The organism is Mesorhizobium sp. M0571 (genome assembly GCF_040320985.1).
Lineage (GTDB): Bacteria > Pseudomonadota > Alphaproteobacteria > Rhizobiales > Rhizobiaceae > Mesorhizobium.
In genome coordinates, this window is sequence record NZ_JAMYQT010000010.1 from 66,395 (window position 1) to 90,624 (window position 24,230).

Annotated in this window: 21 protein-coding genes; 15 read left to right on the forward strand and 6 right to left on the reverse strand. The window is 64.1% G+C overall.

The annotated features are described in order from the left end of the window. Positions 1-30: 30 nt before the first annotated feature. From NKI85_RS14250 to NKI85_RS14260, 3 genes are all read left to right on the forward strand, one after another. Entirely contained in the window at positions 31-1,608 is a 1,578-nt protein-coding gene (locus tag NKI85_RS14250; protein ID WP_352525634.1) for an HD domain-containing phosphohydrolase, read from the forward strand. Between the two features lie 91 nt (positions 1,609-1,699). Next, positions 1,700-1,972 carry a hypothetical protein gene (locus NKI85_RS14255; protein ID WP_120018142.1) on the forward strand — a complete coding sequence of 91 codons (273 nt, stop codon included), beginning with the start codon at positions 1,700-1,702 and terminating at the stop codon, positions 1,970-1,972. A 68-nt stretch (positions 1,973-2,040) separates the two neighbouring features. Beyond that, entirely contained in the window at positions 2,041-3,168 is a 1,128-nt protein-coding gene (locus tag NKI85_RS14260; RefSeq protein ID WP_352776837.1) for a substrate-binding protein, read from the forward strand. A gap of 299 nt (positions 3,169-3,467) precedes the next feature. Here NKI85_RS14260 and NKI85_RS14265 read toward each other — a convergent pair whose 3' ends face one another. Then, positions 3,468-5,000, reverse strand: a complete 1,533-nt coding sequence (locus NKI85_RS14265; RefSeq protein WP_352776838.1) for a helicase HerA-like C-terminal domain-containing protein — start codon at positions 4,998-5,000, stop codon at positions 3,468-3,470. A gap of 275 nt (positions 5,001-5,275) precedes the next feature. Between NKI85_RS14265 and NKI85_RS14270 the strand changes: the two genes are divergently transcribed. The 4 genes from NKI85_RS14270 (at position 5,276) to NKI85_RS14285 (ending at position 9,518) form a co-directional block, all read left to right on the forward strand. Continuing rightward, positions 5,276-6,718, forward strand: coding sequence for a methylmalonyl-CoA mutase subunit beta (locus NKI85_RS14270; protein WP_352776839.1), 1,443 nt, complete (start codon positions 5,276-5,278; stop codon positions 6,716-6,718). Further along, positions 6,715-8,838, forward strand: coding sequence for a methylmalonyl-CoA mutase (scpA, locus tag NKI85_RS14275; protein ID WP_352776840.1), 2,124 nt, complete (start codon positions 6,715-6,717; stop codon positions 8,836-8,838). Before NKI85_RS14270 ends, scpA begins: the two co-directional genes overlap by 4 nt. Positions 8,839-8,910: 72 nt before the next feature. Continuing rightward, the gene (locus NKI85_RS14280) at positions 8,911-9,132 is read left to right on the forward strand and encodes an AbrB/MazE/SpoVT family DNA-binding domain-containing protein (RefSeq protein ID WP_352525628.1); all 222 of its coding nucleotides are present in this window, start codon (positions 8,911-8,913) and stop codon (positions 9,130-9,132) included. Continuing rightward, positions 9,129-9,518 carry a type II toxin-antitoxin system death-on-curing family toxin gene (locus tag NKI85_RS14285; protein WP_352525627.1) on the forward strand — a complete coding sequence of 130 codons (390 nt, stop codon included), beginning with the start codon at positions 9,129-9,131 and terminating at the stop codon, positions 9,516-9,518. The genes NKI85_RS14280 and NKI85_RS14285 overlap by 4 nt, the downstream gene beginning before the upstream one ends. Here NKI85_RS14285 and NKI85_RS14290 read toward each other — a convergent pair. Both NKI85_RS14290 and NKI85_RS14295 read right to left on the reverse strand, forming a co-directional pair. Then, a complete protein-coding gene (locus NKI85_RS14290; protein ID WP_352525626.1) occupies positions 9,515-9,988 on the reverse strand; it encodes a GreA/GreB family elongation factor in 474 nt (157 codons plus the stop codon). The two genes, NKI85_RS14285 and NKI85_RS14290, sit on opposite strands and share 4 nt — an antisense overlap. Positions 9,989-10,132: 144 nt before the next feature. After that, a complete protein-coding gene (locus NKI85_RS14295; RefSeq protein WP_352525624.1) occupies positions 10,133-11,011 on the reverse strand; it encodes a class I SAM-dependent methyltransferase in 879 nt (292 codons plus the stop codon). A 156-nt stretch (positions 11,012-11,167) separates the two neighbouring features. Between NKI85_RS14295 and NKI85_RS14300 the strand changes: the two genes are divergently transcribed. Next, complete coding sequence (locus tag NKI85_RS14300) at positions 11,168-11,758, forward strand: TetR/AcrR family transcriptional regulator (protein ID WP_352525622.1); 591 nt, start codon at positions 11,168-11,170, stop codon at positions 11,756-11,758. Positions 11,759-11,910: 152 nt separating this feature from the next. Further along, positions 11,911-13,287, forward strand: a complete 1,377-nt coding sequence (locus tag NKI85_RS14305; RefSeq protein WP_352525621.1) for a TIGR03808 family TAT-translocated repetitive protein — start codon at positions 11,911-11,913, stop codon at positions 13,285-13,287. Here the strand turns inward: NKI85_RS14305 and NKI85_RS14310 are convergent. Beyond that, a complete protein-coding gene (locus NKI85_RS14310) occupies positions 13,280-14,284 on the reverse strand; it encodes an asparaginase (protein ID WP_352525620.1) in 1,005 nt (334 codons plus the stop codon). The two genes, NKI85_RS14305 and NKI85_RS14310, sit on opposite strands and share 8 nt — an antisense overlap. Before the next feature lie 28 nt (positions 14,285-14,312). Beyond that, a complete protein-coding gene (locus NKI85_RS14315) occupies positions 14,313-15,479 on the reverse strand; it encodes an acetyl-CoA acetyltransferase (RefSeq protein WP_352525619.1) in 1,167 nt (388 codons plus the stop codon). On the opposite strand from NKI85_RS14315, the gene NKI85_RS14320 reads away from it, so the two are divergent. The 6 genes from NKI85_RS14320 to betB are packed head-to-tail and all read left to right on the forward strand — an operon-like array spanning position 15,478 to position 21,987. Beyond that, a complete protein-coding gene (locus NKI85_RS14320; protein ID WP_352525618.1) occupies positions 15,478-15,657 on the forward strand; it encodes a hypothetical protein in 180 nt (59 codons plus the stop codon). The two genes, NKI85_RS14315 and NKI85_RS14320, sit on opposite strands and share 2 nt — an antisense overlap. Positions 15,658-15,701: 44 nt before the next feature. Next, positions 15,702-16,292 carry a choline-binding transcriptional repressor BetI gene (gene betI / locus NKI85_RS14325; protein ID WP_352525617.1) on the forward strand — a complete coding sequence of 197 codons (591 nt, stop codon included), beginning with the start codon at positions 15,702-15,704 and terminating at the stop codon, positions 16,290-16,292. Beyond that, entirely contained in the window at positions 16,289-17,818 is a 1,530-nt protein-coding gene (gene betC / locus NKI85_RS14330; RefSeq protein ID WP_352525616.1) for a choline-sulfatase, read from the forward strand. The genes betI and betC overlap by 4 nt, the downstream gene beginning before the upstream one ends. Then, entirely contained in the window at positions 17,818-18,819 is a 1,002-nt protein-coding gene (locus NKI85_RS14335) for a threonine/serine dehydratase family protein (protein WP_502896002.1), read from the forward strand. The genes betC and NKI85_RS14335 overlap by 1 nt, the downstream gene beginning before the upstream one ends. Continuing rightward, positions 18,812-20,464, forward strand: a complete 1,653-nt coding sequence (gene betA, locus NKI85_RS14340; protein ID WP_352525614.1) for a choline dehydrogenase — start codon at positions 18,812-18,814, stop codon at positions 20,462-20,464. The genes NKI85_RS14335 and betA overlap by 8 nt, the downstream gene beginning before the upstream one ends. Before the next feature lie 59 nt (positions 20,465-20,523). After that, positions 20,524-21,987: a betaine-aldehyde dehydrogenase gene (betB, locus tag NKI85_RS14345; RefSeq protein WP_352525613.1), complete on the forward strand. Its 1,464-nt coding sequence runs from the start codon at positions 20,524-20,526 to the stop codon at positions 21,985-21,987. On the opposite strand, the gene NKI85_RS14350 is transcribed toward betB, so the two are convergent. Continuing rightward, positions 21,951-24,221, reverse strand: a complete 2,271-nt coding sequence (locus tag NKI85_RS14350) for an AGE family epimerase/isomerase (RefSeq protein WP_352525612.1) — start codon at positions 24,219-24,221, stop codon at positions 21,951-21,953. The two genes, betB and NKI85_RS14350, sit on opposite strands and share 37 nt — an antisense overlap. Positions 24,222-24,230 lie beyond the last annotated feature (9 nt).

Sequence of the window (24,230 nt, forward strand, 5' to 3'; positions counted from 1 at the left end):
GGGATTAACATGCTCACCGGGAGGTGGGCGATGACAAACGTCTCGATCCGCCGGGCGGACTTCATGATGGTCCTCGCCTATGCGTCGGACCTTGCCACAGGCCATTCTCGCGACTTCGCGCTGAAATCCTGCGTGCTTGCGATGCGGATCGCCGATCTTGCGGGAGTTTCCGAGCAGGATCGGCGCAACGCCTACCACCAGTCGATGCTCCGCTATGTCGGCTGCAACGCCGACACGGATCTCATGGCGGCCGCCTTCGGCGACGAAATCGCGCTCCGCCAGGATCTCGTCGGTCTCGACATGGGCAACCGTGCGGAACTGGGCAGAGTCTTCGTACAGGCTTTCAAGCGGTTCTACTACGATCTCGAGCCCGCCGCGCAGGCAAAGGCGATCGAGGCCGGGCTATCGCAGGCGGTCGCGGTGAGCCGCCCTGTCCTGACCGCGCATTGCGAGGTCGCGCAGCGGATCGGCGAGCGGCTGGGCCTGTCCGAGGAGATGCGGCGCAATCTTGGACAGATATACGAACGCTGGGACGGCAAGGGTCTGCCGCGTGGGCTGAGCGGCGCAGATGTCCTGCCGGCCGTGCGCCTGATCACGTTGGCGCAGGACGCCATTGCGCTCAGCGATGCCGTCGGTATCGAAGGAATGGCCGAAATCATCGCCAGCCGCGCCGACGGCCCATACGAAGCGGATCTGGCACGGCTCGTTTCGGCCAACGCGTCGGCGCTGATGGAAGGCATCGGCGCGACGGTCGACCGCGAGACGATCCTCGCGCTCGAGCCCGATCCGCCGGTGACGCTGGACGAGGCAGCCTGCGACGAGGCGTTCCTCGCCATCGCCGATATGATCGACATGCGCATGCCACTTACCTACGGCCATTCACGGATGGTGGCGGAACTGGCTGAGGGAGCGGGTGGACAGATGAAGCTGCCCGCCGCCGACCTCCGTGCGCTGCGCTGGTCGGGTTGCATCCACGACATTGGCGAGCTCGTGGTGCCGGTGGCGACCTGGATGCGCAATGGTCCGCTGTCGGTCCGTGAGCGCGACGCAGCCCAGCTGCACGCCTATTACGGCGAGCGGGCCCTGGTCTCGTTCGGCCGCGAGGGCGAGGCGATGGCCGCGCTCGTCCTGCGCCATCACGAACGCCTGGACGGCTCTGGCTATCATCGCAAGGTCGGCGGCTCCGATCTGTCCCCGGCGGCGAGGATCCTGGCCGCTGCCGAAGCATTCCAGACGTCCCGAGAGGAACGTCCTCACCGCAGGGCACTGTCCAGCGAGGCGGCGGCAACCCAGTTGCGCGCCGCCGTTCGTGAGGGCTGTATCTGCCCCGACGCCGCCGAGGCCGTGCTGTCGTTCGCCGGGCAGCCGTCGCGCCGCGCGCCGCACCGGCCGCTGGCCGGAATGACGCCGCGTGAGATCGAGGTGTTGCGCCTGATCGCCGCCGGCCTTACGGCGAAGGAAGCGGCGCGGAAGCTGGATATCTCGCCCAAGACCGCGGACCATCATATCCAGAGCGTCTATTCCAAGATTGGTGTGACCACCCGCGCCGCCGCGGCACTCTATGCGGTCGAGCATGGCCTTGTCCGGCCGGGCGAGACACAGGCATAGGGAATCCTCCCCATGTGCGCCTGCTCCGAGGCGCGCATCGTGATCCTGTCGACGGACCAATGGTGGCCGCGACCGACAGGAGGAAAATCAGATGCTTCTCGCAACGACCAAGGTGGCGGATGTCGACCGCTTCATCCGTATCTTTTCGACCAAGGGCGCCGACAAGCGCCGGCTGCACGGTTCGAACGGCGCAACCGTGTTCCGCGACCCCAGCGAGCCCGACCGCGTGTGGGCGATCTTCGACTGGGACGCCGAGGGCTGGAAGAACTTCGTGTCGGACCCCGAAGTGCCGGCGATCCTGCAGGAAGCCGGCCACGTCGGCAAGCCGCAGGCGGCGATGCTGCTCGGCCACTATGAGGCCTGACGTGCACTTCGCGCCGCCTGCCACCGGCGGCGGCGCGCCCCACGAAACCCCAAGATCGGAGAAATGAGATGGACAAGAAACCCATCAAGATCGGCCTTGTCGCCGAACTCACCGGCCCGTTGTCCTTCATGGGCATCGCCAACGCAAACCTCACGACCATGCTCGTCGACGACATCAACACCGAGGGCGGCCTCCTGGGCCGACCGGTGAAGGTCGTCATCGAGGACGGCGAGACCACCGACAGCGTCGCCAAGGCGAAGACTGCGAAACTGATAGACGTCGACAAAGTCGATCTGGTCGTCGGCGGCATCTACAGCTCGACCCGCCAAGCCATCAAGAGCGAGGCGGTCGCACGCGGCAGGAGGCTCTACATCTACACCGAGCAGTACGAGGGACAGGAAAACGATCCCCTGATCTTCTGCACGGGTCCAGTGCCCGCGCAGCAGGTCGAGCCGCTGATCCCTTGGTTCATGAAGAGCACCGGGGCGAAGAAGTTCTACCTGCCTTCTGCCGACTACATCTGGCCTCATTTGCTGAACAAGGCGGCGAGCCGGGTGGTGCGCGCCAACGGCGGCAAGATCGTCGGTGAGGAGTATTTTCCGCTCGATACCATCGACTTCCGGCGGACGGTTGAGCAGATCATGGCGAGCGGCGCCGAGGTGGTATTCAACACCCTCGTTCCGCCGGGCTTGACGCCGTTCCTCGACGAGTTGCACAAGGCCGGCTTCGGCAAGCGGGGCGGCAAGATCATCTGCACCTACTTCGATGAGAACTTCTTCAATCTCGTGCCGTCCGAGCAGATCGAGGGCCTCTACAGCTGCCTCGACTATTATCAGGAACTCGACGACCCGTTTGGCCGCGCGCTCTTGCGCCGCTACCAGGACCGATTTCCCGGCAGCGCGATGTTGACCGCGGGCAGCGGGTGCACCGGCCACTACCGGGCGATCAAAATGTGGGAAGCGGCGGTGAACGAAGCCGGCACGGTCGAGCGCGACGCGGTCATCCGGGCGCTCGATCACGCCCGGATCAGCGAGGGACCGGGTGGCCCAGCCGAAATGGTCCCCGGCCAGCACCATGTTCGCATGAGCATGTACATCGCGCAGGCACAGGGCGGTCGATTCAGGGTCGTGAAGAACTTGGGTCCGATCGATCCCAACGAACGCGTGCTTACCGACGAACTCAGCGGCGCGGACTGAGCCGGCGGCGTCGATCGATGTTCTTGCAAGTGGCCGGGGCGAGCAGATGCTTGCCCCCGCCAAGCAAAACCGAGGCGATAGCGCTGTTCCAGTCACACACAAGGGGACTGGCAAGACCAGGAGGCGCTATCTGCGGCGCCGGACTCGAAGTCGCCGACGGGCAAATATCTCGAGCCTGTTCAATGTCCGCTCTTGGGCAGCATTGCCGCCGTCCGTTGCCCTCCAAATTTGGCTGCCGGCGCTTGATGCCTAAGACAGAATTTGCCAACGCCGACGCCGGCCCTTGGGTCCGACGCTGTTTACCGCCCTCTGGACAAGCTCCCCAGAATCCCGCGGACGATCGCTCGTCCGACCGACGAGCCGACCGAGCGCACGACGGATTTGATTGCCGCCTCCGCCACCGTCTGGCGGTTGGACTGCCGCGGCGCGCGGCGGCCGCCGGCTGGCTGGGAATCGTCATTGCCGAAGCCGGGAATGGTCCAGCGCGAGCGGCCGCTGTCCTGTTGCTGCGCCTGCGCCTCCTGGGCGTCCTTGGCCTTTTTCTGCAGGATCTCGAAAGCCGATTCGCGGTCTATGGTCTGGTCGTACTGTCCGGCAACCGGGCTTTCGGCGATCAGCTTGCGGCGCTCGTCGGGCGTGATCGGGCCAAGCCGCGACGATGGCGGGCGGATCAGCGTCCGCTGCACCATGGACGGCACGCCCTTGGCTTCCAGCGTCGAGACCAGCGCCTCGCCGGTGCCGAGCTGGGTGATCACGGTTGCGCAGTCGAAGTCGGGATTGGGCCTGAAGGTCTCGGCGGCTGTCCTTACTGCCTTCTGTTCGCGCGGCGTATAGGCGCGAAGTGCGTGCTGCACCCGGTTGCCGAGTTGGGCCAGAACCGTTTCAGGGATATCCAGCGGATTTTGCGTGACGAAATAGACGCCGACGCCCTTCGAACGGATCAGCCGGACCACCTGCTCGACGCGGTCGATCAGCACCTTCGGCGCGTCGTCGAACAAAAGGTGCGCCTCGTCGAAGAAAAAGACAAGCTTCGGCTTGTCCGGGTCGCCGACCTCGGGCAGTTCCTCGAACAGCTCCGACATCAGCCACAGAAGGAACGTCGCATAAAGCCGGGGATTCATCATCAACTTGTCGGCGGCGAGCACGCTGATGGCGCCGCGTCCGTCGCGCGTGGTGCGCATGATGTCGGCGATCCGCAACGCCGGCTCGCCGAAGAAATTGGTCGCTCCCTGTTGCTCCAGAACCAGCAGCGTGCGCTGGATCGCACCGACCGAAGGCTTCGTCACATTGCCGTAGCGAGCGCCGATCTCTTCGGCGCGATCGGCGATGTTGGCGAGCAGTGACTGCAGGTCCTTCATGTCGAGAAGCAAAAGGCCTTCATCGTCGGCGATGCGGAAGGCGATGTTCATGATGCCTTCCTGCGCCTCGGAGAGGTTCATCAGCCGCGACAGAAGCAGCGGCCCCATCTCCGAGATGGTGGCGCGGATCGGGTGGCCCTGCTCGCCGAAGAGATCCCAGAAGATGACCGGGAATTCCTGGAATTCGTAAGGATCGAGCTTGACCTGCTCGGCCCGCTTGACCAGAAAATCCTGCGCCGTGCCCATCATGGCGATGCCCGACAGGTCGCCCTTGATGTCGGCGCAGAACACCGGCACGCCGGCGTTGGAAAAACCCTCGGCCAATATCTGCAGGGTCACCGTCTTGCCGGTGCCGGTCGCGCCGGTGATCAGGCCGTGACGATTTCCATATTGCAGCAAAAGCTGTTCGGGCCGCTGATAGCTGTCGTCCGGCTTGCGGCTGGCTCCTATGAAGATACTGGTGTCGTCAGCCATGTGTCCGGTCTCCGCAAACCTATAGGGTTGAAAGCCCTGATCCCTTGAAGAAAAGGGAACCCTGCCGCAGGTATAGTGAGGCCGTTGCGGAGCGACAATGGGCATCGTCGAAAATGGCTTTTGGAGCTTGCGGAAGCTGCCCATATTTGGCAATCGGTTGACGGTCACCGTCACGGAAGGCGTGTTGCACGGGAAGTGTGCTGCATTGTGATATGGGACCGGGGACCGTAGACTGACATCATAGGCTGATGCGGCCGCTAGAACGAGGAGAACGGATGGGCGCCGGTGCCTTGACCCACGATGCCGAAATTCCGAACGCCGACCGGCAACGATGGCTGGCGCTGGCGGAGAAGGCGCTGGCCGGCGGCTCCTTCGAGGAAAAGCTCGTCTCGCATACGGACGACGCCATCCGCATCGAGCCGCTCTACGAGCCTTCGGTCACGGCGGAGCCCGTGGTGCGCGCCAACCCGAGATCACCGTGGATCGTCAGCCAGCGTGTCGACGATCCGGACATAGACCGCGCCAGGGCGCAGGCGCAGGAAGACGTCGCGCAGGGTGCTACCGGACTGTCGCTCGTCTTCGAAGGTGCGCCCAACGCGTTCGGCTATGGCTTGCCGAGAACGGCGGAGGCGCTGGAGACCGTGCTCGACGGCGTGCCGCTCAACCGCATCCAGATTCGCATCGACGCCCATCCCTGGAGCCGCGCCGTGGCCGATTGGCTGGTGGCGTTTTTGACCAAGCGCCGTTCCGACCCGGCAAAGCTCAACCTCTCCTTCGGCATCGATCCGGCGGCGATATTTGCCGGGACCGGCAGGCTGCGCATGTCGATCGAGGCTTTGCAGGCTTCGATGCCGCAGTCGCTCGCGCATTTCTTTTCGATGGGCGTGCCCGGCGTCCTGCTGGAAGCCGACGGGCGGGTGTTCCACAATGCCGGCGCAACCGAGGCGCAGGAGCTTGGCACCATGCTCGCCTCGGCGGTCTCCTATTTGAGGCTGTTCGAGAAGGCGCGCCAGCCGCTCGTCTATGCGGCGCCGCATATCGGTTTTGCGCTGAGCGTCGATCAGGACCAGTTCGTGTCGATGGCCAAGGTCAGGGCGTTGCGCGGACTGTGGGCGCGTGTCCAGGAGGCCTGTTCGATACCGCCCTCCACCGCCAGCATCCATGCCGAAACCTCCTTCCGGATGATGACGGCGGCCGAACCGGAAACCAACATTCTGCGTACCACCATCGCCGCTTTTGCCGCGGCAGCCGGCGGGGCGGATTCGATCGCCATCCTGCCGCACACCATCGCGCACGGTCTGCCGGCGGGTTTTGCCCGCCGCGTTGCCCGCAACGCACAACTGATCATGGCCAATGAAAGCCACATCGGCCACGTCGCCGATCCGGCTTGCGGTTCGGGCGCCGTCGAGGCGCTGACTTCGGAGCTCTGCGCGGCGGCCTGGCAAGAGTTCCAGCAGATCGAGGCGGAAGGCGGCGTGCTGTCCAGCCTCGAGCAGGGCCATATCCAGAAACGCGTCCAGGCAGCTTCCGCCCGCCGCAACACTGCCTACCAGGCGGGCGAGCGGGCGATCGTCGGCACGACGCTGCACCCGTCGAAAACCGAGCGTCCGGTCGAGACGCTGGCGGCGGAGCGGCGGCCAGCGTTCACCGGAGGCGTTGCGGTGTGCGAGCCGCTGTTTCCGATCCGCATCGATCAGGCGATCGGAGCCGCACCATGATCCCGGATTTCAGCCAGATCGGCTGGTCGCCCCCACGTCTGGCGCCGGTCGAGATCAAAGGCCAGCGGATGACGCCGGAAGGCATCGCCGTCAAGCATCTATACAACCAGGGCGATCTCAAGGGATTGCCGCATCTCGACACGTATCCCGGCCTGCCGCCCTTCGTGCGTGGACCCTACCCGACGATGTATGTCCAGCAAGCCTGGACAATCCGGCAATATGCCGGCTTCTCGACGGCCGAGGAATCCAACGCCTTCTACCGGCGCAACCTTGCCGCCGGCCAGAAGGGTCTGTCGGTCGCCTTCGATCTCGCCACGCATCGTGGTTATGACAGCGATCATCCACGCGTCGCCGGCGATGTCGGCATGGCCGGCGTCGCCATCGATTCCATTCTCGACATGCGCCAGCTGTTCGACGGCATCCCGCTGGATGAGATGACGGTATCCATGACGATGAACGGCGCGGTGCTGCCGATCATGGCGCTCTATATCGTGGCGGCGGAGGAACAGGGCGTCGCGCAGAAGGATCTCACCGGGACCATTCAGAACGACATTCTGAAAGAGTTCATGGTGCGCAATACGTACATCTATCCGCCAAAACCTTCGATGCGGATCGTGTCGGACATTTTTTCCTACACGTCGAAGCATATGCCGAAGTTCAATTCGATCTCGATCTCCGGCTACCACATGCAGGAGGCAGGTGCGACGGCGGATCTCGAACTCGCCTACACGATCGCCGATGGTATCGAATATGCCCGCGCCGGCATCGCGGCCGGCCTCGACATCGACCGTTTCGCGCCGCGCCTTTCGTTCTTCTGGGCGATCGGCATGAACTTCTTCATGGAAGTCGCCAAGCTGAGAGCAGCGCGCCTTTTGTGGTCGAGCCTGATGCTGAAGAATTTTTCGCCGAAGGACGAGCGCTCGCTGTCGCTGCGCACCCATTGCCAGACTTCGGGCTGGTCGCTGACGGCGCAGGACCCCTACAACAACATCATGCGCACCATGCTCGAGGCGATGGCGGCGACGCAGGGCCACACGCAGTCGCTGCACACCAATTCCTTCGACGAGGCAATGGCGCTGCCCACCGACCATTCGGCCCGCATCGCCCGCAACACGCAGCTCATCCTGCAGAAGGAATCCGGCACGACGCGGATTATCGACCCGTGGGGCGGCTCTGCCTATCTCGAACGGCTGACGCATGATCTGGCGGCGCGCGCGCTTGCCCATATCGAGGAGGTGGAGAGCCTCGGCGGCATGGCCGCGGCGATCGAAAAAGGCATACCGAAGCTGCGCATCGAAGAGGCTGCCGCCCGCACCCAGGCGCGGATCGATTCCGGCGAACAGATCGTGGTCGGCGTCAACGCCCACCAGCCTGGGACGGACATCGATGTCGACGTGCTGAAGATCGACAATGCCGAAGTCAGAGCGCGGCAATTGTCGAAGCTGCAACGGCTGAAAGGCACGCGTGACGTCGCCGCCGTCGAGAGCGCGCTCGATGCGCTGACCCGTGCTGCTGGGAGTAACAAAAACCTGCTGGAATTCGCAATCCGGGCCGCACGCGCCAATGCCACGGTCGGCGAGATTTCGCTGGCGCTGGAAAAGGTCTTCGGCCGCCATGTCGCCTCGGTGCAGACGATCTCCGGCGTCTATCGCAAGGCACTCGGTGACAATCCGGTGGTCGACCGGCTGCAGGACAAGATCGTAGCGTTCGAGGAAAAGTCCGGCGGCAAGCCGCGCATTCTGGTCGCCAAGATGGGCCAGGACGGCCATGATCGCGGCCAGAAAGTGATCGCCACCGCCTTTGCCGACCTCGGCTTCGACGTTACCGTCGGGCCGATGTTCCAGACGCCGGACGAGATCGCCAAGCTCGCGGTCGAGCATGACGTGCACATCGTCGGCGCCTCGTCGCTGGCGGCCGGCCATTTGACGCTCATTCCCGAACTCAAGCATGCGCTGAAGAAGCTCGGCCGCGACGATATGCTGATCGTCGCCGGCGGCGTCATCCCACCACAGGATTATGATGCAGTCCGGCAGGCAGGCGCCACCGAAATCTTCCCGCCCGGCACGGTCATCCCGGAAGCGGCGGACCGGCTGATGGACCGGCTGCTGCAGGCCGGCTGACGCGGGTTATAATGTCTGTTGCAACGGCCGTCGCGCTGAGTTATAATTAGCGTTGCAACAGGATGTCTCACCATGAACACGACCATTCGCAAGATCGGCAATTCCGAAGGCGTCATCCTGCCGAGGGAGCTTCTCGATCGTCTGAACCTGAAGGCCGGCGACCAGCTTCAAATCATTGAAACAGGTGACGGTCTTGCGCTGAAGCCGGTGGACGATAGCTTCGAGCGGCAAATGAAAGCTGCCCGCGAGGTCATGGACAAATACAAGATCGCGCTTCAGAAGCTCGCCGAATGAGCTGTGAGTTTCTGACGCGGCGTGCAGTCGAAGCGATGCACGCCGAGCAGTTGCGCCGACACGGCGGAGCACAAGGCTTGAGGGATGAAAATGCCCTCGAATCGGCGCTCGCCCGCGCCGAGAACAAGGCCAACTACGGAGATCCGTCGATTGAAGATCTCGCTGCTGCCTACGTCTTCGGCATCGCCCGGAACCACGCCTTTGTCGACGGCAACAAGCGCACCGCCATTGTCGCGGCTGGCGCATTTCTGATCGTTAACGGTAATGCCCTGACGGCTGACAACGGCACGATCTACGAATTCGTCATGGGCGTTGCCGCCGGCGAGATCGACGAGGCTGGTGCCGCGGCGTTCTTCCGCGACCATGTCGTCAAGATCGAGGCCTAACTGGCAGTCAGCTTGACGATTTCCCACTCCTTGCCGTTGACCACGGCAATTTCGCCGACCCTCTTGCCGTACAAGGCCAAGGCCATCGGCGAAACATGGGAAATTGTGCCCTTGGCCGGATCGGCCTCATCCTCGCCGACGATCTTCCAATGTACCTTTTTGCCGTCATCGCTTTCCAGCGTGACGCCCATGCCGAAGCGAATAAGGTCGCTACCCGGCTCCGGCACGGAAAGCTCGGCGCTTTCGCGTCGCGCGGTCCAATAGCGCAGGTCGCGCGAGATGAGCGCGATGCGCTCGCGGTCGGCCCTCTTCTCCGCTCTGCCCAGTTCATCGCGCAGGGCAGCCAGTTCGGCGTCGATCAGCGTCAGGCCGCGTTCCGTCACAAGATTGCGGTGCTGACTGATCGGCCGCTCGCCGATGCCGGCGATGGCGTTTTCGCTGTCTTCCTCGCGGGTGAAAGCCCTGCTCATCCGATGAACTTAGGCTCGGAATGGCAACTCCACAAGCCATTGCTGAAGAAGAGCCTAGTGGTGAAGATCTGAGCTCAACACCCGAGATTAGACAGTTGCTTGGGGGTGGAAAGCGGACCATGCGAATGCCCCAACTTGACATACCTATCGCGCGCCGAGGGCCGCAAGGCTAAGGTCCGGTTGCGCTATTAGATAACGGAGCCCCTTGGTTCCGACGTCGCCTCGCTCAACGGTATTGAAGCCGTGCCGGCCGAGATCCGCTGCAACTTTGTCCAAATCGACGTAACCATGCCGGTGGAGCCGAAAGGTGCTCCTCTGGCGTGGCGGTTTTGCAAAATCGACGATAAGCACACGACCGCCCGGCTTCAGGACGCGGAAGGCTTCTCTGCCGAATTCCTCGCGGCCTTTCTTTGGAAGATGGTGGAACATCAGCGTGCTGAGGACGACATCGAATTCCCCATCCTTGAAAGGCAGTTCCTGAGCGGTGGCGGTCGAGAACCCGACTTGTAACCCGGCTCGCCGGGCCTTTGCCGCTGCGCGCGCAACCATTTCGACGGAGGCGTCGACGCCGTTCACACGCCCCTCCGGCCCCACCTTCTGTCTGGCGAGGAGCGCGGTGGTGCCGGTGCCGCACCCGACATCCAGGACCACTTCTCCCGGTTTCAGCTTGGCAAAGCTTAGTATCCTTTCGCGAAAAGTACGTTCGCGGCCGAAAGTCAGAAGCCACGCGAGCGTGTCGTATAGGGCGGCGGAATGAAGCGTGATGCCGACATGCGGCGCCTTCTCGTCTGCGGCGGCCGGTCTGCGGACCTTGGCGGACAGCCGCCCGTGAGCGCTTTGCCAAATCAATAGGCTTGCGATCACGACGAGTACACCAGCATGAAGCAGAAGGACGGGAATTCCCAAGGAAAAGACCGCATTTGCCTGTCCCAACGAGAAAAATGCCGCAAGCACCACGGCCACTTTGACGAGCGCGACTAGCGCATGCCCGCCAACTATTGTTCCAAAAAGCCGTTGGTGCATTGCTTTATCTCCTGCCAGCCGGCCCCGCGCTGGGACTTTCGCAACAGCATATGATACTGGACAGTGTGTCCAGTATCGGTTTCACTGGCCAGATCGCACCGGTCCGCCCAATACTGGACGGTTTGGTGTCCTATGACCGGAAAAAGGATGTTGCCGATGCCAGCCGGATCGATCGACCGTCGGATCGCCAGGACCCGCAGCCGACTGCAGCAGGCGCTTTTCAGACTGACCGCCGAGAAGGGGTATACGGCGATCACGGTCGAGGACATCTGCAGGGACGCCGATGTCGGCCGCTCGACTTTCTATACGCACTATCCCGACAAGGACTGCTTGAGGAAAGCAACGATCGACGAGCATATGAAGGGCTTGCAGGCACGCGGTGCCGAACGCCATTCGCAGAGAAATGCCAAGGGTTTTTCCTTCAGCGGTCCGGTGTTCGAGCATGCTCATGCCACGCGGGAGATGCACCGTGCGCTGATGGGCGGGAAAAAGCGCGAAATGCCAGAAGAGATCCGTGGCTGGATAAGCAAGCAGGTTCGCCACGAATTGGCGAATATCCAAGGTGATGACGGCGGAGCCAGACTTGAGATCGCCACACGCTTCATCGTTGGCGCGTTCTTTGAAGTGATGCACTGGTGGCTTGAGAGGGATACGAAGCTGTCCCCCACGGAGATCGACCAGACATTCCGGCAACTTGCCTTCAACGGGATAAATGCGGTGTTCGCTGAACCGACGAGGATCGAATAGAGGCCAAAAGGGGCTTCGTTTGATCGCCCACAGAAGGGCGCAAGCGATATTCCGTCTTGGCGAGCAAGCTTCAGATTTTCACCACGAGTTCGACCGGGCTAGTCTGGCACGAATCCTGCCGCGTGACCGTTGAACGCAATGGATCTGTGCCGATGTTGAACAGAAGAACGCTGCTTGCGCAGACCGCCGGCTTTGCGGTCATGGGGCTTTCGCTCGGGAAAGCAGCGGCGAAAAACCTGCCCGGCATCGAGAAAGCCGCGATGCGCGGGGCGATCAACGCAACCGAGCTCGGCGTCCGGCCCGGCGCGCTTGACGACCAGAGCAAGACTTTCGCCAAGCTGCTGCGCGATGCGCACGACCGCGACATGCCGGTGTTCCTGCCGCCGGGGACCTATATCGTTTCCAACCTGTCGCTGCCCGGCCGCGTGCGCCTGTCCGGCGTGCCGGGCGCATCGCGGATCGTCTACGGCGGCAATGGCCATCTCATCATGGCGGAACAGGCGGAGCACATCGAACTCAGCGGGCTGGTGTTCGACGGCAGCAACCGCTGGATGGGCGACTACACGCAAGGCCTGCTCGATCTGCGCCGCATCGCCCATCTGGTCGTCGACAATTGCCAGCTTACCGGCAGCGGCAAGAACGGCCTGGCGCTCGAGCACGCCTCGGGCCGCATCGAGCGCTCGGAGATTTCCCGCGCAGCCGACGCCGGCATCTATTCGGTCGAGGCCAATGGCCTGGAAATATCAGGCAATAGCGTCTCCGACTGCGCCAATGGTGGCATTCTCGTGCACCGCTGGCAGGCGGACGAAGACGGCACCATCGTCAGCGGCAACCGGATCGAGCGCATCCAGGCGCGCAGTGGCGGAACCGGCCAGAACGGCAACGGCATCAATGCGTTCCGCGCCGGCAATGTCATCATCTCCGGTAATATTGTCTCGGATTGCGCGTTCTCGGCGATCCGCGCCAACAGTTCCAGCAATTTGCAGATCACCGGCAACACCTGCTCGCGTTCGGGCGAGACGGCCGTGTATTCCGAATTCTCGTTTGAAGGCGCCGTCATCAGCAACAACATCGTCGATGGCGCCGCCAATGGTATTTCGATCGTCAATTTCAACGAAGGCGGCCGCATGGGCGTGTGCTCCGGCAACATCGTCCGCAACCTGGCGACCAGCGGTCCCTACCCTGCCGACGCGCCCGGTTTCGGCGTCGGCATCAGCGTCGAGGCGGACACCACCGTTTCCGCCAATGTCGTCGAGAATGCGCCGCTCTACGGCATGCAGATCGGCTGGGGACCATTCATGCGCAACGTGATCGCGACGGGAAATATCATCCGCAAAGCCGGAACCGGCATCGTCGTCACCGTGGTCGAAGGTGCCGGGACGGCAATCATTTCGGACAATGTCATCGACGGGGTCCATAAGGGCGCGATCATCGGCCAGCGCTGGGCCGAGCCGGTGACCGGCGACCTCGCCGCCTCAGGCAATGCCGGCTATGCGCATCTGACCGTCGAGCGCAACCACGTCAGTTGAGTGCGGCGGTGGGCCGGAGCGCGCCTACTTTGGCGCCGATCCGGCTTTCGATGGGCGGATTTGCTTGTTCGATCAGCTTTGCCGCCAGCGCCTGGTCCGCGTGCAAAAGCTTTGCCAGCACGGCCGCGACCACCACTTCGGCGGCACGGCCAGCGCCATCATCGCATTTCAGCGCGATGCCAAGGCCAAGCTCCGGAAGGGCGGCACAATGGACGCCCTCGGCCCCTCCCTTGGCGAAAATCCGGCCGGAGGCGGCCGCCATCAGCGCGACATCCGCCCTGCCCGTACCGGCGACGAAAAACGGCTCGGCCATGCAGGCGGAAAGCAGCCGCTTGGCCGCCCGGGCGCGCACCGGCTCGAAGCCGGCGCCCGTCGCCATGCGGGCAAAGCCAAGCGCGAAACTGCGGAGAGGCACGGCATAGGTCGGGATCGAGCAGCCGTCGGTGCCACGGTGATCGGCGTCATGGGCGGCGCCGGTCACTGCCTGCATCGCGTCGCGCACCATCTCCTGCGAGGCATGGCCCGCCTTAACGTAGCCGCGATGAGCGATGCCGCTGTGAACGCAGGTGCAGAGAAAGCCCGAGTGCTTGCCGGAACAATTATTGTGCAAGGCGTTCGGCGCACGGCCGGCGCGCGCGAGCGCCAGCGTCGCCCCGTGGTTCGACGGCCAATGCGCGCCGCATTCGAGCGCGGTGTCGTCGAGGCCGGCTTTCGCCAACATGGCGCGCGCCAGCTCGACATGCGCCGGCTCGCCGGAATGCGAGGCGCAGGCCAGCGCCAGTTCCCGGTCGCCGAAGCCGTAGGAATCGGCGGCACCGCTCTCGACCAGCGGCAACGCCTGAATCGCCTTGACCGCCGAACGCGGGAACACCGGGTGTGCCGTGTCGCCGATCTCCCAGACGGGCTTGCCGTCGGCGTCGAAGACGGCAACAGCGCCACGATGGGCGCTCTCGATGATCGCGCCGCGCAAAACTTCGACCAGAACCGGATTTGTCATGAATTCCCCGTGAAATGCGGGGCCGCTTTTATCTGATCCGGTCGAGAATGGAAACGTAGTTGGCGACCGCCGCGCCGCCCATGTTGAAGACGCCGCCGAGCTTTGCTCCCGGCACCTGGATGCCGCCGGCCTCGCCGACAAGTTGCATGGCGCTCAGCACATGCATCGATACGCCGGTGGCGCCGATCGGATGGCCCTTGGCCTTCAGCCCGCCGGACGGATTGACCGGCAGCCTTCCGTCCTTCGCCGTCTCGCCATCCAAGGCCAGCTTGGCGCCCTCGCCCGGCTTGGCCAGGCCCATCGCCTCATACTCGATCAGTTCGGCGATGGTGAAACAGTCGTGCGTCTCGACGAAGGACAGGTCGCCGAGCGTCACGCCCGCTTTCTTCAGCGCCTGGTTCCAGGCCTGCTCGCAGCCTTCGAAGGCGAGGATGTCGCGCTTCGACATCGGCAGGAAATCCTGCACATGCTCGTTGGCGCGGAACGCGACGGCGCGGCGCATTTTCAGCGCCGTCGCCGTGTCGGCGAGGACAAGGGCGGCGGCGCCGTCCGACACCAGCGAGCAGTCGGTGCGCTTCAGCGGGCCGGCGACGAAGGGGTTTTTTTCGCTTTCCTGGCGGCAGAACTCGTAGCCGAAATCCTTGCGCATTTGCGCATAGGGGTTGTCGACGCCGTTCTTGTGGTTCTTGGCGGCGATCATCGCCAGCGCGTCCGACTGGTCGCCGTAGCGCTGGAAATAGGCTTGGGCGATCTTGCCGAAGACGCCGGCGAAGCCTGCCGGCGTTTCGCCGTCCTCCGGCAGATACGAGGCCTTGAGCAGGTTCTTGCCGATCTCCGGACCAGGCGTCGTCGTCATCTGCTCGGCGCCGACCACCAGCACGATACGGGCGGCATTGGCGTCGATGGCGCGGATGCCTTGCCTGACTGCCGCCGAGCCGGTGGCGCAGGCGTTCTCGACGCGGGTCGCCGGTTTGAAGCGCAGCCGGTCGTCGGCCTGGAGAACCAGGCTCGCGGTGAAATCCTGGGCGGAAAACCCAGCGTTGAAGTGGCCGAGCACGATCTCGTCGACCTCATCTGGACCGATGCCGGCATGATCAAGCGCCTCGACTGCCACCTTGGTGATCAGGCCCTCCAGCGTCTCGCCTTCGAGTTTGCCGAAGCGCGAATGCGCCCAACCGACGATGCATGCTGTCATGGCGATCTCCATCCTGCAGGCCCGGCTACGCGATGTCGCAGCGGCTCGGCATTGTTCAACCATGAACCGTTCCTCCGACTTCGTGAAGGGGCCAGAACCGCACAATCGCTTGATCTTGATATCTGGTCATAATGTCTGGCTTTTGCCAGCAAATCAGGCTGAATTTTTTGTTGATTGATGCGTCAATAAAAAATAATCTCGTCACAACAGGCCGGAGCAAGTATGCCGAAACTCGGAATGGAGCCGTTGCGCCGCAGGGCGCTCATTGACGCAACGATCTCGGCGATCGGCGAGCGTGGTTCGCTTGATGTGACGATGTCGGAAATCGCCGGGCGCGCCGGCGTGTCCTCGGCGCTTGCCCACCATTATTTCGGCGCCAAGGACGAATTGCTATTGGCGACGATGCGGCACATCCTGAGCGAGCTCACCGCCGATACGCGCCGCGCGCTTCGCGCGGCCGGCACGGCGCGCCAGCGCGTCTCGGCAGTGGTCGCGGTCAATTTCTCTGATATCCAGTTCCGGCCGGAAACGATCGCCGCCTGGCTCGCCTTCTATGTCGAGGCGCAGAAGTCGGCAGCACTTCGCCGGCTGCTCAAGGTCTATGCGCGGCGGCTGCATTCCAATCTGCTCAGTGGGCTGAGCGGCATCCTGCCGAGAAGCGAGGCCGACCGGGTTGCCGAAGCGACGGCGGCGCTGATCGACGGGCTCTTTATCAGGCGCGCGCTGAAGGACGGCGTTCCCGATGCCGCGACCGCGATCGCACTGGTCGAGGACTATCTCGAAACTAAACTCAGCGGACGGCAGCAGCAGTGACATCCAAGCGACCCAACATCCTGATCGTCATGGTCGATCAGCTCAACGGAACGCTGTTTCCAGACGGGCCGGCGGACTTCCTGCACGCACCGCATCTGAAGGCGCTCGCCGCGCGTTCGGCGCGTTTTTGCAACAATTACACCGCATCGCCGCTCTGCGCGCCGGGCCGGGCCGCATTCATGAGCGGCCAATTGCCGTCACGCACCGGGGTCTATGACAACGCCGCCGAATTCGCGTCCTCGATCCCGACCTTTGCGCATCATCTGCGCGCCGCCGGTTATCACACCTGCCTCTCCGGCAAGATGCATTTCGTCGGTCCGGACCAGTTGCACGGCTTCGAGGAACGGCTGACCACCGACATCTATCCGGCCGATTTCGGCTGGACGCCGGACTATCGCAAGCCCGGCGAGCGAATCGACTGGTGGTATCACAATCTGGGTTCAGTGAGCGGCGCCGGCGTCGCCGAGATCACCAACCAGCTGGAATATGACGACGAGGTCGCCTTCCACGCGGTGCAAAAGCTCTACGATTTCGCCCGCGTCTCCGACGATGTGGCGCGCCGGCCCTGGTGCCTGACGGTTTCCTTCACCCACCCGCACGACCCGTACGTCGCGCGGCGGCGCTACTGGGATCTCTACGAGGATTGCCCGGCGCTCGAGCCCGAGATCGGCTTTATTCCCTACGACAGGCAGGATCCGCATTCGCAGCGGCTCTACCGCGCCAGCGACTATGACAGCTTTGAGATCACGGCGGAGCAGGTCCGCCGCGCGCGGCGCGGCTACTTCGCCAACATCTCCTATCTCGACGACAAGCTCGGCGAATTGCTGTCGGTGCTCGACCACACGCACATGCTCGACGATACGATCATCCTGTTCTGCTCGGATCACGGCGACATGCTCGGCGAGCGCGGTCTGTGGTTCAAGATGTGCTTCTTCGAAGGTTCGGCGCGGGTGCCGCTGATGATCGCCGGCAACGGCATCGCCGCCGGCCTGATCGACACGCCGGTCTCCAACCTCGACGTGACGCCGACGCTTTGCGGCCTCGCCGGCATCGACATCAGTGCGATTGCGCCGTGGACCGACGGCCAGTCGTTGCTGCCGCTGCTGAACGGAAAGAAACGCTCCGCGCCGGTGCTGATGGAATATGCCGCCGAAGGCTCCAACGCGCCGATGGCGGCGATGCGCGAGGGTCGCTACAAATTCATCCATTGCGAGATCGATCCGCCGCAACTGTTTGATCTGGAATCGGATCCGCGGGAATTGACCAATCTCGCCGTCGATCCGGCCAATGCGGCTTTGGTGAGCGCTTTCACCGACAAGGTGCGGGCGCGCTGGGACATGGCGGCGTTCGATGCCGCGGTGCGTGCAAGCCAAGCCCGCCGCTGGGTGGTCTACCCGGCGCTGCGCAACGGCACCCATTATCCCTGGGAATTCCAGCCGCTGCAGAAGGCGTCGGAACGCTACATGCGCAACCACATGAACCTCGACCTGCTCGAAGAGCAGAAGCGCTTTCCGCGAGGCGAATGATGGCCGACAGTCTCGTCCCGTCGCTCGACCATCTCAGGCAGGCCTATGCCGTCACCTCCAAGGCGACGCAGATCACGCCGCTGCTGGAATCGGCGGCACTCGCCGGCGAGACCGGCGCTGCCCGGGTCTTCGTCAAGCCGGAATCGCTGCAATGGGCCGGCTCGTTCAAGGTGCGCGGCGCCTATTGGCGGCTGAAGCGACTGTCGCCCGATGAAGCCAAAAAGGGCGTCGTCGCCTATTCCTCCGGCAATTTCGCGCAAGGGCTGGCGGCCGCCGGCCAAGCGCTCGGCATTCCCGTCACCATCGTCATGCCGATCGACGTACCTGCCGCCAAGCGCGACGCCACATCAGGCTATGGCGCGCGCGTCGTGCTGACCGACCATGGCGAGCGCGCGCGTGAGGAGGTCGCCGCTGCCAAGGCGCGCGAGATCGCCGAGAGCGAGAACCTGGCGCTGCTGCACCCGTTCGACGATCCGGAGATCGTCGCCGGCCAGGCCGGCGCCGGACTGGAAGCGCTCGACCAGCTCGCCGCAATGGGAGCGGAGTCCGATCTGTTGTTCTGCTCGGTCGGCGGCGGCGGGCTGATCGGTGGGGTTTCGCTGGCCTTCCACTATCTATCGCCGGCGACCGAGATCATCGGCGTCGAGCCGGAAGGTTTCAACGGCATGGGCGCGTCGCTGGCGCATGGCGCCATCGAGACGATGCCGGCCGGGCCGAAATCGATCTGCGACGGGCTGATGTCGCGGCGGCCCGGCGACGCGCCGTTCGCAGCGGTGAAGGCCGCCGGCGTTCGCGGCATAACTGTCGACGATGTGTCGGTGCGGCGGGCGATGCGCATCGCCTTCGAGCGGATGAAGCTGGTGCTTGAGCCATCCGGCGCTGCCTCGCTGGCGGCGTTGCTCAGCGGCAAGGTCGACGTAATCGGCAAGACCGTTCTCGTGATCGCAACTGGCGGCAACGTCTCGCTCGCCGATTTCATGGCGCACATGACCCATGTTTGAAGCGGATTTCGTCATCATCGGCTCCGGCTCGGCCGGTTCGGCCATGGCCTACCGGCTGTCGGAGGACGGCAAGCATTCGGTGATCGTCATCGAATATGGCGGCAGCGATATCGGGCCGCTGATCCAGATGCCATCGGCGCTATCGATACCGCTCAATATGAGCCTCTACGACTGGGGCTTTGCCAGCGAACCGGAGCCGCATCTCGGCGGCCGCGTGCTGGCGACGCCGCGCGGCAAGGTCATCGGCGGCTCATCCTCAATCAACGGCATGGTCTATGTGCGCGGCCACGCCCGCGATTTTGACCATTGGGCCGAACAGGGCGCGGCCGGCTGGGGCTTTGCCGACGTGCTCCCCTATTTCAAGCGCATGGAGGACAGCAATGGCGGCGAGAATGGCTGGCGCGGCCACGGCGGCCCGCTGACCGTACAGCGCGGCTCGCGGACCAATCCGCTCTACGGCGTCTTTGTCGAGGCAGGCCGTCAGGCCGGTTTCGAGCTGACCGATGATTACAACGGCGCGAAGCAGGAAGGCTTTGGGCCGATGGAGCAGACCATTCGCGGCGGGCGTCGCTGGTCGGCGGCGAGCGCCTATCTCAGGCCGGCACTCAGGCGGAAAAATGTCAGCCTGGTCAAGGGCTTCGCCCGACGGGTGATCATCGAGAATCAACGCGCAATCGGCGTCGAGATCGAAACGCGCAAACAGGTTCAGGTGGTCAGAGCCCGGCGTGAGGTGATCGTTGCCGCGTCCTCGATCAATTCGCCCAAAATCCTGATGCTGTCCGGCATCGGCCCCGGCCAGCACCTCAGAGAGAACGGCATTCCGGTGATCGCCGACCGGCCCGGCGTCGGCCGCAATTTGCAGGACCATATGGAGCTCTACATTCAGCAGGAATCGACAAAGCCGATCACCCTGAACTCGGTGCTGAACCCGTTCTCGAAGGCATTGATCGGGGCGCAGTGGCTGTTCTTCAAGTCCGGCCTCGGCGCTACCAATCATTTCGAGGCGGCCGCCTTCGTGCGCTCGCGCGCCGGCGTCGACTATCCCGACATCCAGTATCACTTCATCCCGGCGGCGGTCCGCTATGATGGCAAGGCGGCGGCGAAGGCGCATGGCTTCCAGGCGCATGTCGGGCCGATGCGGTCGAAGTCGCGCGGTTCGGTCACGCTGCGCTCGCCCGATCCCAAATCGAAGCCGGTGATCCGCTTCAACTACATGTCGCATCCGGACGACTGGACGGAGTTCCGCCACTGCATCCGGCTGACCCGTGAGATCTTCGGGCAAGCGGCCTTCGATCCTTACCGCGGCAAGGAGCTGTCGCCGGGTTCACATTTGCAATCGGATGACGAGCTCGACGCCTTCATCCGCGACCACGCCGAAAGCGCGTATCACCCTTGCGGCACCTGCAAGATGGGCCGTGCCGACGATGCGATGAGCGTCGTCGACCCGGAATGCCGCGTCATCGGCGTCGACGGGCTGCGGGTCGCCGATTCCTCGATCTTCCCGCGCGTCACCAATGGCAATCTCAACGCGCCGTCGATCATGACCGGCGAGAAGGCCGCCGACCACATTCTCGGACGCTCGCCGCTGGCGCCCTCCAACCAGGAACCATGGATCAATCCGCGCTGGCAGGCGTCGGACAGATAGGCCATGATCCGGCGGACGCATATTCCCGCATGCCGCGATAGACGATTTGGAGAACAGCCATGCGCGCCCAGCCAACGGCATCGCACTATGTCAACGGCCGCTATATCGAGGACGAGCGCGGCGCGCCGCTGCCGGTCATCTATCCGGCGACCGGCGAGACCATCGCCATGCTGCGCTCGGCGACACCGAACGTGCTGGAGCTCGCTATCGAGGCCGCGCGTGCGGCACAACCCGCCTGGGCGCGGCTGAAGCCGGTCGAACGCGGCCGTATCCTGCGCCGCGCCGCCGACATTTTGCGCGCCCGCAATGCCGATTTGGCGCGCATCGAGACCCTCGACACCGGTAAGCCGATCCAGGAAACACTGGTCGCAGACGCCCCGTCGGCCGCCGATTGCCTCGAATATTTCGGCGGTGCGGTCGCCGCCTTTAATGGCGAGGCCGTCGATCTCGGCGGTCCCTTTGCCTATACCAGGCGCGAGGCGCTCGGCGTCTGCGTCGGCATCGGCGCCTGGAACTACCCGATCCAGATCGCCGGCTGGAAATCCGCACCGGCCCTCGCGATGGGCAATGCCATGGTGTTCAAGCCGTCGGAGAACACGCCACTTTCAGCACTGGCGCTCGCTGAAATCTACACCGAGGCCGGCCTGCCCGATGGGCTGTTCAACGTCGTGCAAGGTTTTGGCGATGTCGGCGCCGGCCTTGTCGGCCACGATGTCGTCGCCAAGGTCTCGGTGACTGGCTCGGTGCCGACCGGCCGCAAGGTGCTGTCGCTCGCCGGCTCGAAGATGAAGAACGCGACGATGGAGCTTGGCGGCAAGTCGCCGCTGATCGTCTTCGACGATGCCGATCTCGAAAATGCCATCGGCGGCGCCATGCTCGGCAATTTCTATTCGACCGGCCAGATCTGCTCCAACGGCACGCGGGTCTTCGTGCAGAGCAGCATCCATGACCGTTTCGTCGAAAGGCTGACCGAGCGGACCAAGAAGATCCGTATCGGCGATCCGCTCGACCAGGAAACGCAGATGGGGCCGCTGGTCTCGAAGGCGCAGCACGACAAGGTCGTCTCCTACATCGAGGCCGGCAGGCAGGATGGTGCCGTGCTCGCCTGCGGCGGCAACGTGCCTTCGCTGCAGGGCTTCCAGGGCGGTTTCTTCGTCGAGCCGACTGTGTTCACAGGTGTCACCGACACGATGCGCATCGCCCGCGAGGAGATTTTCGGGCCGGTGATGAGCGTGCTGAAATTCGACGGCGAGGACGAGGTGGTCGAGCGCGCCAACGACACCGAATTCGGCCTCGCTGCCGGCGTGTTCACGCGCGACCTGCAGCGCGCCCACCGCGTCATCGCCGAGCTGCAGGCCGGCACCTGCTGGATCAATGCCTACAATCTGACGCCGGTCGAGATCCCCTTTGGCGGCTTCAAGCAGTCCGGCATCGGCCGCGAGAATTCGCTGGCGGCACTGGCACTCTATTCACAGCTGAAGTCGGTCTATGTCGAGACCGGGGACGTCGCCAGCCCGTACTGATCCTTGCGGGCCGTGCCGTCCAGATATTGCGTCAGCGCGCAGACCAGATGGTAGAAGATGCTGGCCGGCACCTCGTTTGCCAGCGAACGGCCACGCTCGTCGATGCGGTCGATCCACAGGCCGAGCGGTGCCGGATTGATGTGCCAGCGGAACAACCGGCCGACCCGAGCCTCGATCTCCGGCTTCAGGTCGGGACCGCCCGAACCGTCCAGCGCGATTGCCGCCTTGATGGCTTCGGCCTGCGGCCAGCTGCGCGAGACGCGGTCGAGCGGCAGGCCTTGCCGCGAGACGGCGCCGTAGGCGAGGCCGGTGGCGCGGTTGAGGCCATTGGCGATCGCCGACGCGTAGAGTTTCCTGGCGAGGCCGGTCAAGCCGCTCTGGCCGCTGCGGCCGGCGAAGTCGACCAGCAGCGAGGCCCATTCGAAATGATGGCCTGGTTCCGTCCAGGTGCCTTTCTCGCCGGGAGCCGGCCGCCATTCATGGTCGAAATACTCGCCAAGCGTCCAGCTCTCAGGATCGAAGAAATGGCTGCGGAACAGATCGACGATGCGCGCGGCGCGGCGGAGATGGGCGCGCTCGCCCGTCGCCTGATGCCAGGCCAGGAACGCCTCGAGCAGATGCATGTGCGGGTTGGAGCGGCGCTCGCCCTCGCCGCTCGAGGTCTCGAGAAAACCGGTCAGGCGTTGGTCCTCGAGATGCGCGTCGAGGAACGCAAAGGTTTCCTCGCCAAGCCGCAATGCGTCCGGATTGCCGCACATATGGGCATGCGCCAGCGCCAGAAGCACGCAGGAATGGTCGTAGGCATCCTCCGCAGCGTCGGCGACGGTGCCGTCGATGTTGAGCGTGCGCACCCAGCCGCCATTGTCGGTGCGGCCGTTCCTCGCCATGAATTCGATGCCGTGGCTGATCAACCGATCGGCCGGGCCGTTCCAGCCACGCGCCTTGGCGACGGCGAAGGCGTAGATCTGCCTGGCCTGCGTGCGCATGCGCTTGGGTTTCATCAGCGGGGTGGCGTCGAAGCCGAGCGCTTCGTGGAACCCGCCATGGCGTTCGTCAACGCCGACAGTCGACCACAGCGGCACCGTCTCCTCGAACAGCCAGTGGTGCACGCGGCGCTGCCAGGCGCCGCTTTCGATGACGCGATCGTCGGCGGGCGTGAACCTGGTTTCCAGGCGGCCGCTCTTTTCGAGCTGTTCGACGATCTTCTTGACGTTCTGGCTGTGGCTGACCGGAGCCACGAAAGTGGCGTCGGCGGTCGACACGATGGCGACGTCCTTCATCCCGATGGCCGACAGCAGGCGGCCGTCGCTGCGGATATAGGAGTTCTCGCAGTCGATGGCGACGACGTCGCCGACGATGACGTTGCCCTGCGTGTCGGAGGGCCCGACGTCGAGCAGCGACTGCCAGGAACCGAGATCGTTCCAGCGAAAGCCGGCCGGCACCATGGCAATGCCGCTGGCGCGCTCCATGATCGCGTAGTCGATCGATGTCGACGGGATGGCGGCATAGAGCTCCAGAGGCATATAGAGGCCGGAAAGATCTGATGTCGCCGCCTGGTAGGCAGCCTCGGTGGCGCTCCAGATATCGGGCTGGAAAGCCATGAATGCATCGCGCATGGCGCTGGCGCGAAACAGGAAAATGCCGGTGTTCCAGTAGAAATTGCCGGCCTCGAGATAGCTCTGCGCGGTCGCGAGATCGGGTTTTTCGACGAAACGCGAGACGTCGTAGATGCCATCCCGCTCGCCGGCCACCTCGATGTAGCCATAGCCGGTCTCGGGTTGCGCGGGCTTGATGCCGAACACCACCAGCCTGCCCTCGCGCGCCGCCGCAGTGCCGGCCTCGACGCTCCGCCAGAATTGCTGCGCGGTCGCAATCTCATGGTCGGACGGCACCACCAGCACCAGGCTGTCGCCGAATTCCGACAGCGTGCGCAGGCTTGCCAAGGCAACGGCCGCGGCAGTGTTGCGTCCGGTCGGCTCGAACAACGGGCCGCCGCCGGAAAGCTCGTGGCCGGCAATATCGGCATGAACGCGGTCGGCGTGCCTTTCCGAGGCAATCAGAAAAACCGGCGTTTCGCCTTCCGGCCGCGCGGTCAGCCGGCGCAGCGTCTTGGCCAGCATCGAACCATCGCCCGAGAAATCATGGAACTGCTTGGGATTGTCCTCGCGCGACAGCGGCCATAGTCGCGAGCCGACGCCGCCGCTCATCACAAAACTGACGATCCGTTCGGTCATGAAAACAAG